This is a genomic window from Planomonospora algeriensis (assembly GCF_977012225.1).
The window spans coordinates 1-13,236 of record NZ_CDRNDK010000152.1 but is presented as its reverse complement, the minus strand read 5'-3'; the positions used below and the strand labels follow the sequence as shown (position 1 = coordinate 13,236).

Annotated in this window: 15 protein-coding genes and 1 pseudogene; 8 read left to right on the top strand and 8 right to left on the bottom strand. The window is 72.2% G+C overall.

Annotated elements, in window-relative coordinates; genetic code table 11:
* The coding region (locus ACWJ6R_RS17375; protein ID WP_449063220.1) for a fatty acyl-AMP ligase at nt 1-1,392 on the bottom strand (1,392 nt) is incomplete at its 3' end.
* Between the two features lie 416 nt (nt 1,393-1,808).
* Between ACWJ6R_RS17375 and ACWJ6R_RS17370 the strand changes: the two genes are divergently transcribed.
* Both ACWJ6R_RS17370 and ACWJ6R_RS17365 read left to right on the top strand, forming a co-directional pair.
* Nucleotides 1,809-2,408: a cation diffusion facilitator family transporter gene (locus ACWJ6R_RS17370; protein WP_449063219.1), complete on the top strand. Its 600-nt coding sequence runs from the start codon at nt 1,809-1,811 to the stop codon at nt 2,406-2,408.
* Nucleotides 2,408-2,728 carry a cation transporter dimerization domain-containing protein gene (locus ACWJ6R_RS17365; RefSeq protein WP_449063218.1) on the top strand — a complete coding sequence of 107 codons (321 nt, stop codon included), beginning with the start codon at nt 2,408-2,410 and terminating at the stop codon, nt 2,726-2,728. The genes ACWJ6R_RS17370 and ACWJ6R_RS17365 overlap by 1 nt, the downstream gene beginning before the upstream one ends.
* Before the next feature lie 103 nt (nt 2,729-2,831).
* On the opposite strand, the gene ACWJ6R_RS17360 is transcribed toward ACWJ6R_RS17365, so the two are convergent.
* The gene (locus ACWJ6R_RS17360; protein ID WP_449063217.1) at nt 2,832-3,392 is read right to left on the bottom strand and encodes a TetR/AcrR family transcriptional regulator; all 561 of its coding nucleotides are present in this window, start codon (nt 3,390-3,392) and stop codon (nt 2,832-2,834) included.
* 82 nt (nt 3,393-3,474) lie between these two features.
* Between ACWJ6R_RS17360 and ACWJ6R_RS17355 the strand changes: the two genes are divergently transcribed.
* Complete coding sequence (locus tag ACWJ6R_RS17355; RefSeq protein WP_449063216.1) at nt 3,475-5,034, top strand: MDR family MFS transporter; 1,560 nt, start codon at nt 3,475-3,477, stop codon at nt 5,032-5,034.
* Nucleotides 5,035-5,169: 135 nt separating this feature from the next.
* On the opposite strand, the gene ACWJ6R_RS17350 is transcribed toward ACWJ6R_RS17355, so the two are convergent.
* The 4 genes from ACWJ6R_RS17350 to ACWJ6R_RS17335 all read right to left on the bottom strand — a co-directional run bounded on the left by ACWJ6R_RS17350 (nt 5,170) and on the right by ACWJ6R_RS17335 (nt 7,464).
* The gene (locus ACWJ6R_RS17350) at nt 5,170-5,424 is read right to left on the bottom strand and encodes a WGxxGxxG family protein (protein WP_191898453.1); all 255 of its coding nucleotides are present in this window, start codon (nt 5,422-5,424) and stop codon (nt 5,170-5,172) included.
* Nucleotides 5,425-5,604: 180 nt separating this feature from the next.
* Nucleotides 5,605-5,994, bottom strand: coding sequence for a type II toxin-antitoxin system death-on-curing family toxin (locus tag ACWJ6R_RS17345; RefSeq protein WP_449063215.1), 390 nt, complete (start codon nt 5,992-5,994; stop codon nt 5,605-5,607).
* Nucleotides 5,991-6,194: a CopG family transcriptional regulator gene (locus tag ACWJ6R_RS17340; RefSeq protein WP_449063214.1), complete on the bottom strand. Its 204-nt coding sequence runs from the start codon at nt 6,192-6,194 to the stop codon at nt 5,991-5,993. Before ACWJ6R_RS17340 ends, ACWJ6R_RS17345 begins: the two co-directional genes overlap by 4 nt.
* Before the next feature lie 199 nt (nt 6,195-6,393).
* Nucleotides 6,394-7,464, bottom strand: coding sequence for a GRAS family protein (locus ACWJ6R_RS17335; RefSeq protein ID WP_449063213.1), 1,071 nt, complete (start codon nt 7,462-7,464; stop codon nt 6,394-6,396).
* 347 nt (nt 7,465-7,811) lie between these two features.
* Here ACWJ6R_RS17335 and ACWJ6R_RS17330 point away from each other — a divergent pair, with 347 nt between their 5' ends.
* From ACWJ6R_RS17330 to ACWJ6R_RS17310, 5 genes and pseudogenes are all read left to right on the top strand, one after another.
* Complete coding sequence (locus tag ACWJ6R_RS17330; RefSeq protein WP_449063212.1) at nt 7,812-8,114, top strand: hypothetical protein; 303 nt, start codon at nt 7,812-7,814, stop codon at nt 8,112-8,114.
* Nucleotides 8,115-8,243: 129 nt separating this feature from the next.
* A pseudogene (locus ACWJ6R_RS17325) lies at nt 8,244-8,773 on the top strand (MauE/DoxX family redox-associated membrane protein).
* Between the two features lie 52 nt (nt 8,774-8,825).
* Nucleotides 8,826-9,404: a TlpA family protein disulfide reductase gene (locus ACWJ6R_RS17320; RefSeq protein ID WP_449063211.1), complete on the top strand. Its 579-nt coding sequence runs from the start codon at nt 8,826-8,828 to the stop codon at nt 9,402-9,404.
* 3 nt (nt 9,405-9,407) lie between these two features.
* On the top strand, nt 9,408-11,282 hold the full coding sequence (locus ACWJ6R_RS17315) for an ABC transporter ATP-binding protein (protein WP_449063210.1): 1,875 nt from the start codon (nt 9,408-9,410) through the stop codon (nt 11,280-11,282).
* Entirely contained in the window at nt 11,279-11,896 is a 618-nt protein-coding gene (locus ACWJ6R_RS17310) for a S26 family signal peptidase (protein ID WP_449063209.1), read from the top strand. Before ACWJ6R_RS17315 ends, ACWJ6R_RS17310 begins: the two co-directional genes overlap by 4 nt.
* Here the strand turns inward: ACWJ6R_RS17310 and ACWJ6R_RS17305 are convergent.
* Together ACWJ6R_RS17305 and ACWJ6R_RS17300 are read right to left on the bottom strand one after the other, a co-directional pair.
* Complete coding sequence (locus tag ACWJ6R_RS17305; protein WP_449063208.1) at nt 11,866-12,747, bottom strand: AfsR/SARP family transcriptional regulator; 882 nt, start codon at nt 12,745-12,747, stop codon at nt 11,866-11,868. The genes ACWJ6R_RS17310 and ACWJ6R_RS17305 overlap by 31 nt on opposite strands.
* Nucleotides 12,748-12,978: 231 nt before the next feature.
* Nucleotides 12,979-13,236: response regulator transcription factor (locus ACWJ6R_RS17300; RefSeq protein WP_449063207.1), on the bottom strand; the 258-nt coding region annotated here is incomplete at its 5' end.

Sequence of the window (13,236 nt, the reverse complement as noted above, 5' to 3'; positions counted from 1 at the left end):
CGGAGCCCCCTCCCGGCCCCCGCCGCCCCGGCCGTTTTCCGGGGCGCCCGTTCCCCTCGTTCCCGTCGTCCCCGCCGAGGCGCTCCCGGCCGAGCGTTCCCGCCTGACCTCCTGCACCACCACCACGTGCTCACCCGCGGGACCGTCCTGCGGAGCGATCCCGAAGGCCGCCGCCGCGCCCAGCGCCGGGTGCACCCCGCGGGCCGCCTCCTCCAGGTCCTGCGGGTAGAGGTTGCGCCCCTTGACGATGATCACATCCTTGATCCGGCCGGTGACGTAGAGTTCGCCGTCCAGCAGGAAGCCGAGGTCCCCGGTCCGCAGGAACGGCCCCTCCCCGGAGGCCGTACGGCCCGCGAAGGCCGCGCGGGTGGCCTCGTCGCGCTGCCAGTACCCCCGGGCGACGCTCCCGCCGCGTACCCAGATCTCACCGACCCTCCCGTCCCCGAGCGTCTCGCGGGTCTCGGGGTCCACCACGTCCACGGTCACGGTGACCGGCCGCCCGCAGCCGACCAGTTCGACGCCCGTGGCGGCGGGGACCGCCTCGTGCCGCTCCAGCGCCGCAGCGTCGAACCGGCGGATCGCCGGGCCGCGCCCCACCGGGGTGGCGGTGATCACCAGGGTCGCCTCCGCCATGCCGTACGCCGGGGCCCAGACCCGCTCGCCGAAGCCGATCGGGCCGAAGCGGCGGACCATGGTGCGCAGCGTGCCGGGACGGACCGGTTCGGCGCCGTTGAGCGCGAACTTCAGGCTGGACAGGTCCAGGCCGGCCGCCTGGGCGTCGGTGACCCGGGCGGCGCACCACTCGTAGGCGAAGTTCGGCGCGACGGTGTACTCCGCCCGGTATCGGCTGATCATCTCCAGCCAGAGGGCGGGGCGCATGACGAACTCGACCGGTGAGGCGAAGTACAGGTCGCCGCCGGCGTAGATCGGCTGGAGCAGCATGCCGATCAGCCCCATGTCGTGGTAGTGCGGCAGCCAGCCGACCCCGACGCCCTCGGTGGGCGAGCCGATGGCCCGCCAGATCTCGTTCTCGTTGTGCAGCAGGTTGGCGTGGGTGAGCATGACGCCGCGGGGCTCGCTGGTGGAGCCGGAGGTGTACTGCAGGTAGGCCAGGGTGTCCGGGCCGGTCTCCGGTTCGGTCCACTCGTCCGGCCCGGGCAGGCAGAGGGTGTCGGTGGCGACGCACTCCACCGTGCCGTCGAGGCCGGCCTCGCGCAGCCAGGCGGCCAGCGCGCCGCGGTGGGCCGCGTCGGTCAGCACCAGCCGGACGTCGGCGTCCTTGATGATCCCCGCGGCCCTCTCCAGCGCGCGGGGGTCGGTCTGCGGGAGCGGCGAGGGCACCGCGACCGCCCGGGAGTAGAGGCAGCCGAGGAAGACGGCCAGGAACTCCAGCCCGCGGGTACAGCAGCAGCACCGTCCGGTCCTCCATCCGCCGCCGGGCCAGCCACGCCCCCAGCGACCCGGCCCGCGCGTCGAGCGCGGCGAAGGTCAGCCGGGTCTCGGAGAGCTCCCCGGCCCGGTCCTCCACGAAGGTGTAGGACCGCTCGTGCCCGTGTCTTGCTGCCTGCGCGCGTACCCGCTGCACAAAGGACATCTGGTCATCTCCTGCGACGGCGAGACACCCCAACCTAGGAGGATCCGCCGGGCGGTCACAGGCTCGGCCCGCACAAGCCGCAGGCCGGTTTTACGCCGAAAGTTAGCAACCTCGCCCGCCCGGCGCCGAGGCGATCACCTTCACCTTGCGATGTTAGGCTGTCCTTGCTAAACATCTGAGCAGTTGTTCAAGTGTTCACAGGATGGATCTTGCGATGGGTCACGGGCACGGGCATGGCCACGGATATGGTCACGGGCACGGCCACGGAGCGGGCGCCGACCGGCGCCACCTCTCCTGGGCGCTCGCCCTGCTGGTCGTCTTCATGGCGGCCGAGGTGGTCATCGGCGTCCTCGCCAACTCCATCGCGCTGATCTCCGACGCGGGCCACATGCTCACCGACGCGGCCTCCATCGTGCTCGCGCTCGTCGCGATGAGCATGGCCGCCCGTCCCGCCCGGGGCGCCTACACCTTCGGCTTCAAGCGGGCCGAGATCCTCTCGGCCGCGATCAACGGGCTGACGTTCGTGATCCTGGTCGCCTACTTCGTCTACGAGGGCGTGCGCCGCCTGATCGACCCGCCCGAGGTCGAGGGCGCGCTGGTCCTCGGCACGGCCCTCGCCGGGATCGCGGTCAACGCGGGCGCCGCCTGGCTGATCGCCCGGGCCGACCGGAGCAGCCTCAACGTGGAGGGGGCCTTCCAGCACATCCTCAACGACATGTACGCCTTCATCGCCACCGCCGTGGCCGGCGCGGTCGTCTGGCTCACCGGCTGGGCCGGGCCGACGCGATCGCCGCCCTCGTCGTCGCGGCGCTGATGGCCAGGTCCGGCTACCTCCTGCTGCGCGACGCCGGCCGCGTGCTGTTCGAGGCGGCCCCCGCCGGGGTGGACCCGGTCGAGGTGGGCTCCGTCCTCACCGCCCACGCCGACGTCACCGCCGTCGAGGACCTGCACGTGTGGACCGTCACCAGCGGCTTCCCCGCGCTGTCCGCGCACGTGACCGTACGGCCCGGCGGCGACTGCCACCGGATCCGCCGCGAGCTGGCCGACCTGCTGCACGAGCGCTTCCACATCGACCACAGCACCCTGCAGGTCGACCACGTCCCCGGCAGGTCCTGCCGGATCGCCGCCGGCTGACCCTCCGGACTCCTCCGCGGCCGGATGTCCCGGTCACCGGATCGCCGCCGATCGGCCCCGGATGCCCCGGTCGCCTCCGGGGACGCGGCCCCTGCCCCCGGCCTCAGGCCTCCAGGCAGACCTGGAACATCCTCGTCAGCCGCTCGACCACGACCTCGTGCTCCGGCATCTCGATCGCCTCGGGACCGTAGAGCTGGCGGAACGTGCCCGAGCCGGTGACGAGGGCGGTGGCGACCGCGGCCCGCAGCCGGGCGTCCGCACCGGACAGCCGGGCGGCGAGCGGTTCCATGATCGCCGAGCTGACCCGGTCCCGCAGGATGCCGTGGATCTCCGGGCTCGCCGACGACCGGGCGAGCGCCTCCAGCACGGGACTGCCCCGGTCGGAGCGGAGCCGCTCGGCGACGTACTCCGCCAGGCGGCGGGGCAGTTCCTCCTCGGGGCCGTCCAGCACGCCGGGGAAGCGCCCCTGCAGGGCGAGCACCTCGGCGAACAGCTCCCGCTTGCTGCCGAAGTAGCGGTTGATCAGGGCGATGTTGGCGTCCGCCTCGGCCGCGATCAGGCGCATCGTCACATGGTCGTAGCCGTGCTCGGCGAACAGGCGCCGCGCGGCCTCCAGAATGCGCCGCCGGGTGTCCTCCCGGCAGCGACGCCGTCCCTCGTCCACACGCCCGATCCTTCCAGATTTGACGGAGTAAACATGCGTCTACTAACTTCGTATGCATCGTACATGCAATGGGGGACGGTTCATGCTGACCGAACAACAGGTCCAGGCCGCGGAGAAGCCGCACTTCACGCACAAGCAGGTGCTGGAGATCCTGGCAGGGCTCATGCTCGCCATGCTGACGTCGATGATCTCGACGTCCGTGGTGGGCACCGCACTGCCGACGATCGTCGGCACCCTCGGCGGCCAGGACCAGCTCGCCTGGGTGGCCAGCGCCACTCTGCTCACCATGACCGCCTCCACCCCGCTCTGGGGCAAGCTCTCCGACCTCTACGGCCGCAAGCTGATGTTCCAGACCTCCCTGGTGATCTTCGCGGTCTCCTCGGTCGCCGCGGGCTTCTCCCAGGACATGGCGCAGCTCATCGTCGCGCGGGCCGTACAGGGCATCGGCGCCGGCGGCCTCGCCGCGCTCCCCCAGATCATCCTCGGCGACGTGGTCGAGCCCCGCGAGCGCGGCCGCTACTCCGGCTACATCGGCGCGGTCTTCGGCGTCTCCACCGTCGCCGGGCCGCTGCTCGGCGGCTTCATCGTCGACAGCATGTCGTGGCGCTGGACGTTCTGGATCTGCGTGCCGCTGGCCGTGGTCGCGTTCGTCGTCATCCAGAAGGTCCTCAAGCTGCCGTTCGTCCGCCGCGACGCCAGGGTCGACTGGTGGGGGGCGACCTTCATCACCGGCGGCACCACCGCGCTGATGCTGCTGCTCTCCCTGGGCGGCCAGGAGTTCGACTGGAACTCCGGCTGGACCTACGGCCTGGGCGCCCTCAGCGCCGTGATGTTCGGCCTGGCCGTCCTCGCCGAGCGCAGGGCCGCCGACCCGATCCTGCCGCCGCGCCTGTTCGGCGACCGCACCTTCGTGCTCTCCAGCCTCGCCTCCCTGCTCGTCGGCGCCTCGATGTTCGGCGCCATGATGTTCCTGCCGCAGTATCTGCAGATCGTCAAGGGCATGAGCCCGACCGGCTCCGGCCTGATGACCCTGCCCATGGTCTTCGGCCTGCTCGTCGCCTCGATCGTGATCGGCCGGCTCGTCAGCCGGACCGGCCGCTGGAAGGCCTACCCGATCGGCGGCATGCTGCTCGTCGCGCTCGGCCTGTTCCTGCTCTCCCGGCTGCACGTCGACAGCTCGCTGCTGGTCGTCGGCGCGGACAACGCGGTGATCGGCATCGGCCTCGGCGCCTCCATGCAGATCCTGATCCTCGCCGCGCAGAACGCGGTGCCCCGCGGCGACCTGGCCGTCGCCACCTCGGGCGTGGGCTTCTTCCGCTCCCTGGGCGGCGCGGTCGGCGTGGCGGCCTTCGGCGCGATCCTGTCCAACCGGCTCGGCTCGGAGCTCGCCTCCCTGGCCAAGGCCGCGAACTTGCCGCTGAACAGCGGCGCGTCCTCCACCCTCGGCTCCCCCGAGGCCATCCGGCACCTGCCGGCCCCGGTCCTGGAGGTCATCCTGGAGGCCTTCACCCGGGCCCTGCAGACCGTCTTCCTGGTCGGCGTCCCGATCGCCGTCCTGGGCGCGGTGGCCGCCCTGCTGCTGAAGGAGATCCCGCTGCGCTCCGCGCAGGCCCCCGAGCCCGCCCCGGCCCCGGCCGACTGATCCCGTCCGGCCCGCCTCCCACCGGCCGGCTCCGTCCTCCCCCGCCCCCCGCGCGTGCACACGAGGGAAGGGCCCGGACCTCTCGTCAGGTCCGGGCCCTTCCCGCGTACGGTTCCCGCGCGGTGCGGGCGAGTCTCAGATGACGTCGCCCCGGGTCGATCCCCCGCTCCGCGCGTGGGTGTCCGTACGGTGGTGCTGCTGCTTGCGCATGCCCGCCAGTCCGAGCAGACCCGCCAGTCCGAGCAGACCCCACAGGCCGGCGTTTCCACCGTCGTCCTGCTGCTGCTGGGGCTGCGGGGCGGCTGCCGTCGCGAACGCGTCGGCGGACGCGCTCGCCGGGGCGAACGCGAGGAGCACGGCGAGTCCTGTTCCTGCGATGGCCTTTCTCATGGTGATCCCCCGATCTGGAACGGCTCCGCGGCGTCGCCGAGCCGCTTTTCGCCCGTCCGGCGGGGACCGGCACGGACCCTGCACAGGACGGACTACGGAATTTCCGTCCCCGTGTAGTTACCGCCCTATATCGCCCCAAAACATGCGGATCACCCAGATTCCATGATCCCCGCCTCGGGATCAATCCCGGACCGGCACGGAGAAGCCCCGCAGCACCTCGGCGATCTCGTCGACCTCGGTGAGCTTGCCCGACGCGACGGCGATGACGAAGTCGTAGGCCTCGTCCTCGTCCGCGGGCTCGATCTCGACGCCGTTCTTCGCGCAGAAGACGTACATCGTGAGCCAGGCCGCACGCTTGTTGCCATCGACGAACGGATGATTGGCGACAATCGAGTGCAACAGCGCCGCCGCCTTGGAGAACACGTCCGGATATGCGTCCTGGCCGAACATGGACGTCTGCGGACGGAGCAGCGCCGCCTCCAGAAGACCCAGATCACGGACCTGGATCGGCCCCCCGGTCGCCACTCTGGCAATTCGCAGACCCTGCTCCAGAGTGATGAACCGGGTCACTCGCCCAGCCTCCGCAGCAGGCCGGCGAAGCGCTCGGCGCCCCGCTTGGCGAGTTCGTCGGTGAGGTCGTCATCGGCCGTCCGGGTCAGATACTCCTCGATCGCGCGCAAGGCGACCTGCTGCATGCTCCGGCCCTCCGCCTCGGCGCGCCGCCGCAGGGCTTCGGTCTGGTCATCGGAGAGACGCAACGTCATAGCCATACTCCGATCCTAAGTCGGAACCGGTATCAAAGCGATACCAGCTTCGGAGAGTATATAGACCGTTACTCCATGTCGCCAATCTCTTTGCCGATCGGGTCCCATCGAACCGGCGCCTCCCGGGATCCGAGGACGACTCCGCCGGGAGCCAGGGGTCAGCACCCCTCCTGAGGCGCTGCGGCGGAGGCGGGGACGGCCGCCATCATCGACACGAGAGAGTCCTCCCGGTAACCGAGGCGCACGTGGTCGGGCTGGACGGAGAGGGTGAAGTCGGGAGAGCCGTCAACGTCCGCTCCAGCTCCGGAGTGACCACCGGGACAGTGGTCCGGAACCCGCAGCGGCGGAGCCGCCGGAGCCAGGTGACGGTGGGCTCATGTCGTTCGTACCGGCTGCGCTCGTCGGCGGCGCCGACGATGTCGATGATCTCCCGGCCGAAGAAGCCCTTCATGGCGTCGTGCTCGGTGCGGGTGAGGGGCGTGGCGTCGATGGCCTCGAAGAGCGTGCCGAACATCCGCCACGAGTTGGCGAAGCGCTCCGGCAGGCTCACCTGGTGGTGGTCGGAGTCGGGTTCGCACAGCGCGACGGCGGCCGGCTCCAGGGCGCGCAGGCGGCACAGGAAGACGTCGCGCGCGTCCTGCACCGGGTGGGGGTCGACCATGTGGTGCAAGGCGAACGAGGCCGTCGCCAGCAGCGGTCGGGGCGACCGGCCGATCAGCGTCCAGGCGTCCTCGTCCAGTTCCTCGGTGGCGACGGGCAGGGCGTGGAAGGCCACCTCGATCCCGTGTTCGGCGCCGGCCCGCTTCAGGGCGACCTCGGCGGCGGCCAGGCTGTCGGCGGCGGGATCGACGCCGATGACGACCAGCCGGCGCAGAGGCAGGCCCCGGGCGGCGGCCTCGGCCAGCAGGGCGCTCTCCTGGCGCCCCTGGCCGATGCCGATCGACAGCACGGTCGCGGCGGCGTGCTCCCGCAGGTGGTCCAGCAGGTGCGCGTTGGCCAGCATGCCCACGCGCACGAAAGGCAGATGCTCGGCGAGGAGGTGGAACAGGTCGATCTGCGGCCGCCCGTCCCCCCGCAGGTAGGGGTTCCCCCTCCGGCGCCCCTCGATTCGGCCGGACAGCCCTTCCAGATAGTAGGCGGCCAGCATGTCCCGGGAGTCGGCCTCGGGGTCGAGGACGGAACGCGCCTGCGCGAGCAGCGCGCCCAGGTCGTGCTCCCGGTGCTCGTCGGCGGCGTCCACCGCCCGGCGAAGCAGGGCGAAGGCGGATGATCTCATCTCGATTGCTCCTCAGCTGGTCGGGTTCTCCGCCATCGGGGATCCACGGGTTCCCTACCGCCATCCGGCGTTCCTCCCGATGGGATCCGGCTCTCACCCGTCCATGATCTTCAGCCGGCGCCGCACGGGGACAGAGTAATCACTGCTCATTCGGGGATCCGGCCGCCGCTCACGCGCCGGCCGCGGCCGGACCGATCGCCGCCGGGGCCGCGGCCGCCTGGCCCGCGCGGCCGGTCGCGGTCCATGCCGCTCGCATGTCGTTTCCATGCAGACGGTCCCTAGGTTGGCCCGCGTCGCAGCATTCGGCTCCCGCGAAGGGGAGCCGCCACGAGAAAGAAGGCCAGCCAATGGTTCGAACCGTTCGGTCGTTCGCCGACCGGCTGCTGGAAACCCTGCTCCCCACCACGCGGGCGCAGGCCATGGGGTGCTACGAGTACTGGCGGGAGGACTGGTGCCCCAACTACGCCAAGGGCAGGACCCTGATGCGGGTCTGCGACGGCCACGCGGTCGCGCTCCGCAGCGAGCCCTGCAGCTACGGGACACCGACGTGCAACTACGGCATGGGGCCCTACGGCCCGAACACCTACGGTCCCGGCTCCTCGGGTCCGTGCCCGCCTCCCACCTGCCCGCCGTTCCTGTCGACGTGCTGAGCGGGGCCACCCGGTGATCCCGACCGGCTCAGCCGAGCCGGTCGGGTAGACGCTCCCGCCCGCAGGGGGGAGCCGGGGGCGCCGCGGCCGGCGAAGGGCCGCGGCGCCCCTCCCGCAGGAGGGATCGTCATGGAGTACGTACTGGTCTGCTGCCGTCTTCTGATCGGCGCGGTCTTCGTGGTCTCGGCGGCCGGCAAACTACGCGGTCGCGCTGCTTACGCCTCCTTCCGCGCCGCCGCCGGCGAGCTGGCGCCGCGGACGCCGCTGCTGCCGCCGGCCCTCGTGGCCCCCGCGGTCGTCACCGGTGAGCTGGCCGCGGCCGTGCTGCTCGCCGTTCCGGCCACGGCGGCGCCGGGTTCGCGATCGCGCTGGTGCTGCTGGGCGCGTTCACCGCCGCGATCGCGGCGGCCGTGCGTTCCCGCCGGCGGATCGCCTGCAACTGCTTCGGCGCCTCGTCCGCGCCGGTGGGGCCGGCCCAGCTCGTCCGGAACGGGATCCTCCTGACCGTTTCGCTGACCGGGACGGTGCTCGCCTTCAGCACCGCCTCCCCGGCGCTGGAACCGGCCGGCGCCGTGACGGCGGCGATCACCGGCCTGACCGGAGCGGGCCTGGTCCTGCTCACCGAAGAGATCGCCGAGCTGTTCCGGCCGCTCGCCTGACCGCCGCGGCGAGTGCCGGCGGCGGTGTGACCGTTGAGATCTGGGAGTTGTCGTGTCGAATACCGTGGTGGCGCTCATCGGTGTCATCTGCGTGCTGTGCGCGGTGAACCTCGTGTTCACCGTGGGGATGGCCAGGCGGCTGCGTGCCCATGGCGAGTCGCTGTCCCGGCGGCCCGGCCCCGGGCCGGACGGCTATCCGCCGCCGGGGGGTTTCCCGCCGGTGATGCGCGGAGCCGGGGAGCGGCTGGGCTCGTTCAGCTCCACCACCGTGGACGGCGTGCCGGTCGACGAGGGGTTCCTCGCCGGGACCACGACGCTGGTGGCCGCCTTCTCCGTGGGCTGCAGAGCCTGCGAGGAACGCCTCCCCGAGTTCGTGCGGTTCGCCGCGGCCTTCCCCGGAGGGCGGGAGCGGGTGCTGGCCCTCGTGGTCGGCACCGACGGCGTCGCCGAGAAGCTCGCCCTGCTGGAGCCGGTGGCGACCGTGGTGGTGGAGGGCGCTCACGGCGGGCCGGTCTGCTCGTCGCTGGGGGTCACGGCCTATCCGGCGCTGGGGCTCGTCGAGCCCGGCGGCGTGGTGCGCGCGTCGGGCACGCTGATCCAGGACGTGGCCGTCGCACTGGAGAAGGTCTGAGCGATGCGGAAGATCATCATCGCTCTCCGGTTGAGCCGGCAGGCCAGCCCCGTGTTCACCGCGGTGTTCGTCATGCTCACGTTGCTGACCGCGCCGATGCCGGTGGTGACGGCCTGGCTGACCAAACTGGTGCTGGACGACATCACCACCGGAGCGGGACCCGAAGCGGTGCTCGGGAAAGGCATCGGACTCGCCGCCGCGGGCGTGGTGACCGGTCTGATACCGCATGTCACCCAGTACGCCTCCCGCGAGACCGAACGCCGCGTCGGGCTCCTGGCCCAGGAGCAGCTGTTCGCCGCCACCGAACGGTTCGTGGGCATGGGCCGTTTCGAGGACCCCGCCTTCCTCAACCGGATGCAGATGGCCCTGCGACACGGCGGCACCACCCCCGGCGTGCTGGTCTCCGCCGCCCTGTCGATCGTCGCCTCCGTCGTCAGCGGCCTGGGCTTCCTGGGAGCGCTGGTGGTCATCTCGCCCTGGATGCCGGTTCTGATCATGGCCTCGGTCCTGCCGGTGCTGGCCGTCGAGCTGTGGCTGGCCCGCGGCCGCGCCGCCCTGTCATGGCGGCTGAGCCCCGTCGAACGCCGTGAGATGTTCTTCCGCGACCTGCTGACCAGCACCCAGGCCGCCAAGGAGATCCGGCTGTTCGGCATCGGCGCCTACCTGCGCGAGCGCATGACGGCCCAGCGGCGCCTGTCCAACAGGGAGAACCGCCGCCTGGACCACCGCCAGGTCGGCGCTCAGGCCCTGATCGGCCTGGGCGGCACCGCGGTCGCGGGCGGGGCGCTGCTGTGGGCGGTGCTGGCCGCCGCGGGCGGCCGGATCAGCATCGGCGACATCTCCCTGCTGGTGGCCGCGGTGGCCGGCGTGCAGAACGCGGGCGTGTCCCTGGTGCACACCATCGCCCAGTGCCACCAGCAGCTGCTGCTGTTCGACCACTATCTGCAGGTGGTCACCGCCGAGCCCGACCTGCCCGTCGCCCGCCGCCCCAGAGCGATCGCGCCGCTGGCGCGCGGCATCGTCTTCCGCGACGTGTGGTTCCGCTACTCCCCCGACCACCCCTGGGCGCTGCGCGGCCTCGACCTGACCATCCCCCATGGCCGGACGGTGGGTCTGATCGGCCGCAACGGCGCCGGCAAGAGCACCTTGATCAAACTGCTGTGCCGCATGTACGACCCGGAGCGCGGCGCGATCCTGTGGGACGGCGTCGACCTGCGCGAGCTGGACCCGGCGGAGCTGCGCGCCCGCATCGGCGTGGTCTTCCAGGACTACATGGAGTACGACCTCAGCGCCGCCGAGAACATCGGCCTGGGCGCGCTGGAGCACCTCCACGACCGTGAGCGCGTCACCGCCGCGGCCGTCGGCGCCGGCGCCCACGAATTCGTCGGCCGCCTGCCCCGCGCCTACGACACCCTGCTGTCCCGGCTGTTCTTCCAAGGGGACGACACCGCCGAGAACACCGCCGACGCCATCGGCGTCACCCTGTCGGGAGGCCAGTGGCAGCGCCTGGCCCTGGCCCGCGCGCACCTGCGGGCCGAACGCGACCTGATGATCCTGGACGAGCCCAGCTCCGGCCTGGACGCCGCGGCGGAGTACGAAGTCCACCGCAGGCTGCGGCAGCGCCGTGCGGGCCGTACCAACGTGTTGATCTCCCACCGGCTCAACACCGTGCGCGAGGCCGACCTGCTGGTCGTGCTCGACGAAGGAGCGGCCGTCGAGCACGGCACCCACGAGGAGCTGATGGACCGCGGAGGCATCTACGCCGACCTGTTCTCGATGCAGGCCGAAGGTTACCGGGAGGCCTTCCCCGAGCAGGCCGGCCGGGTCCCTTCACCGAGCACCGCGGCGGTGCCCGCGAGCGAGGGGGCGCGCTGGTGACCGGCCCGCTCGCCCTCGTCCTCGTCCTCGTGCCGCTCGCGGCCGGCGCCGCGACGCTGCTCTGGGCCCGCAGGAACCTGATGGTGACGGAGGTCCTGGGCACCAGCATGCATCCCACCCACCGGCACGGTGACAGGGTGCTGGTACGGCGCCTGCCCGCCGGCCGGCTGCGTCCGGGAGACGTCGTCGTGGCCGACGTCGCGATCGACCGGGAGCGGCTGACGGCGTTCGCCGCCGGGGAGGTCGCCCCTTGGGAACGGCACGACCCCCATGCCCGCCCTGCCCGGGTAGGAGGACGGCACGGCGCGGACCCGCGGCCCCGCGGTCCCGTCCTCCGCCGGGTCGTCAAGAGGGTCGCCGCCGTCCCCGGAGATCCCGTCCCCGCTTCTGTTCCCCGGCGGCCGGGGGAGGTCTCGGTCCCCGAGGGGTTCCTCGTCCTGCTCGGCGACAATCCCGCCCGCAGCCTCGACTCCCGCCATCTCGGCCGCATCCCGGCGGCCGGTGTGATCGGCAGGGTCGTCCGCCCCATCGCGTCGGCGCGCACCCGTCCGGGCCGCCCGCCGCGACACGGCTCCGAGGCGTCTCAGGCGGAAGCCGTCCACGAGGTGAGGTGACGGTCGGCGGCCCGCTCCCCGTGCCGCCGGGGGCGCACGGTCACGGGATGCGCCGTGCCGGGGCACTCGTCCGGGCGGGGGGCCAGCGGGCCGCGGACGGCGTCGTCGTCCCGGCGGAGCACGGCCAGATGCAGCTCACGCAGCTCCGCGGAGAGATCCAGCCCCAGCCGGTCACCGAGTGTCGCGGCGGCGCGGTCCCAGGCCGAGATCGCCCCCGCCGCGTCACCGCCCAGGTAGCAGGCGCGCATCAAGTGCGCCCAGGAGTTCTCCCGGAAAGGCGCGGCGGTCAGGATGTCGAGGATCTCCGGGACGAGCTCGATCGTGCGGCCACGGAGCAGGCGGGCCTCCACCAGCCGTTCCCGCGCCGTCAGGTGCAGCTCGTCGAAGGCGGCGAACCGGGACCTCAAGCGTCCGGAGGCGGTGCAGTCCTGCCCGGCGGACCCCTGCCACAGCCTGAGGGCCTCGACGAGGGTCGTCTCCGCCGTGCTCACGCGCCGCGCGCGCAGCTCGGCGAAGCCCCGGGCGGTCAGTCGTTTGAACTGGATCACATCGACCTCCTCGGGGGCGGCCAGCAGCCGGTAGCCTCCCCCGCCTCCGCGCAGGGTGCTCAGCCGCTCACGCAGGCCTAAAGACGCCAGCTGGCTGCGTAAGCGGGCCACGTGCAGCCGCAGGTTCTTGCGCGCCGAGTCGGGCGGGCTGTCCCACAGGGAGTCCATCAGCTGCTCCACCGTGACGAAGCGCCCCTCCTCCAGGAGCAGCGCAGCCAGCAACCCCCTGATCGGGGCCGAGGTGACGACGACGGACGCGCCGGCGCTCTCGACCTGGACACGTCCCAGCAGACGGAAGAACATCGTCAGAGCCTCTCCTCGGTACACGATCGAACGGTCCGCGAGGCGGCCGGGCGCGGGCCGTTCCCCGCCTCCTCCGGCCGCCTCGCCGCATGCGCCCGCGGTCGGCGCGTCCGCGCATGCGTTTCCAGCATGGGGGAGCGGTCAGCGGTGCTCCTGAGTGATGACTACTCAAATCGAGATGGTTCCGTGCTCATTCGGAGTTATAAACGTGATCTGGATGGGATCGGCGGTTCACATGCCCGTGCGGCCGAGGTGGTCGGCCAGTTCCCCGCGGGTCGAGACGCCCAGCTTCACGTAGACGCGCTGCAGGTGGTTGTCCACCGTCCTGACCGAGACCGTCAGCTTGGCCGCGATGTCCTTGCTGGCCAGCCCCTCGGCGGCCAGGATCGCGACCTCCTTCTCCCGGGCCGTGAGCGGCATGGCCGCACCGGCCGTCCGCAGCACGGGCGTCCGCGCGCCTCGCACAGGACGTGCTCGCGGCCGACCGCG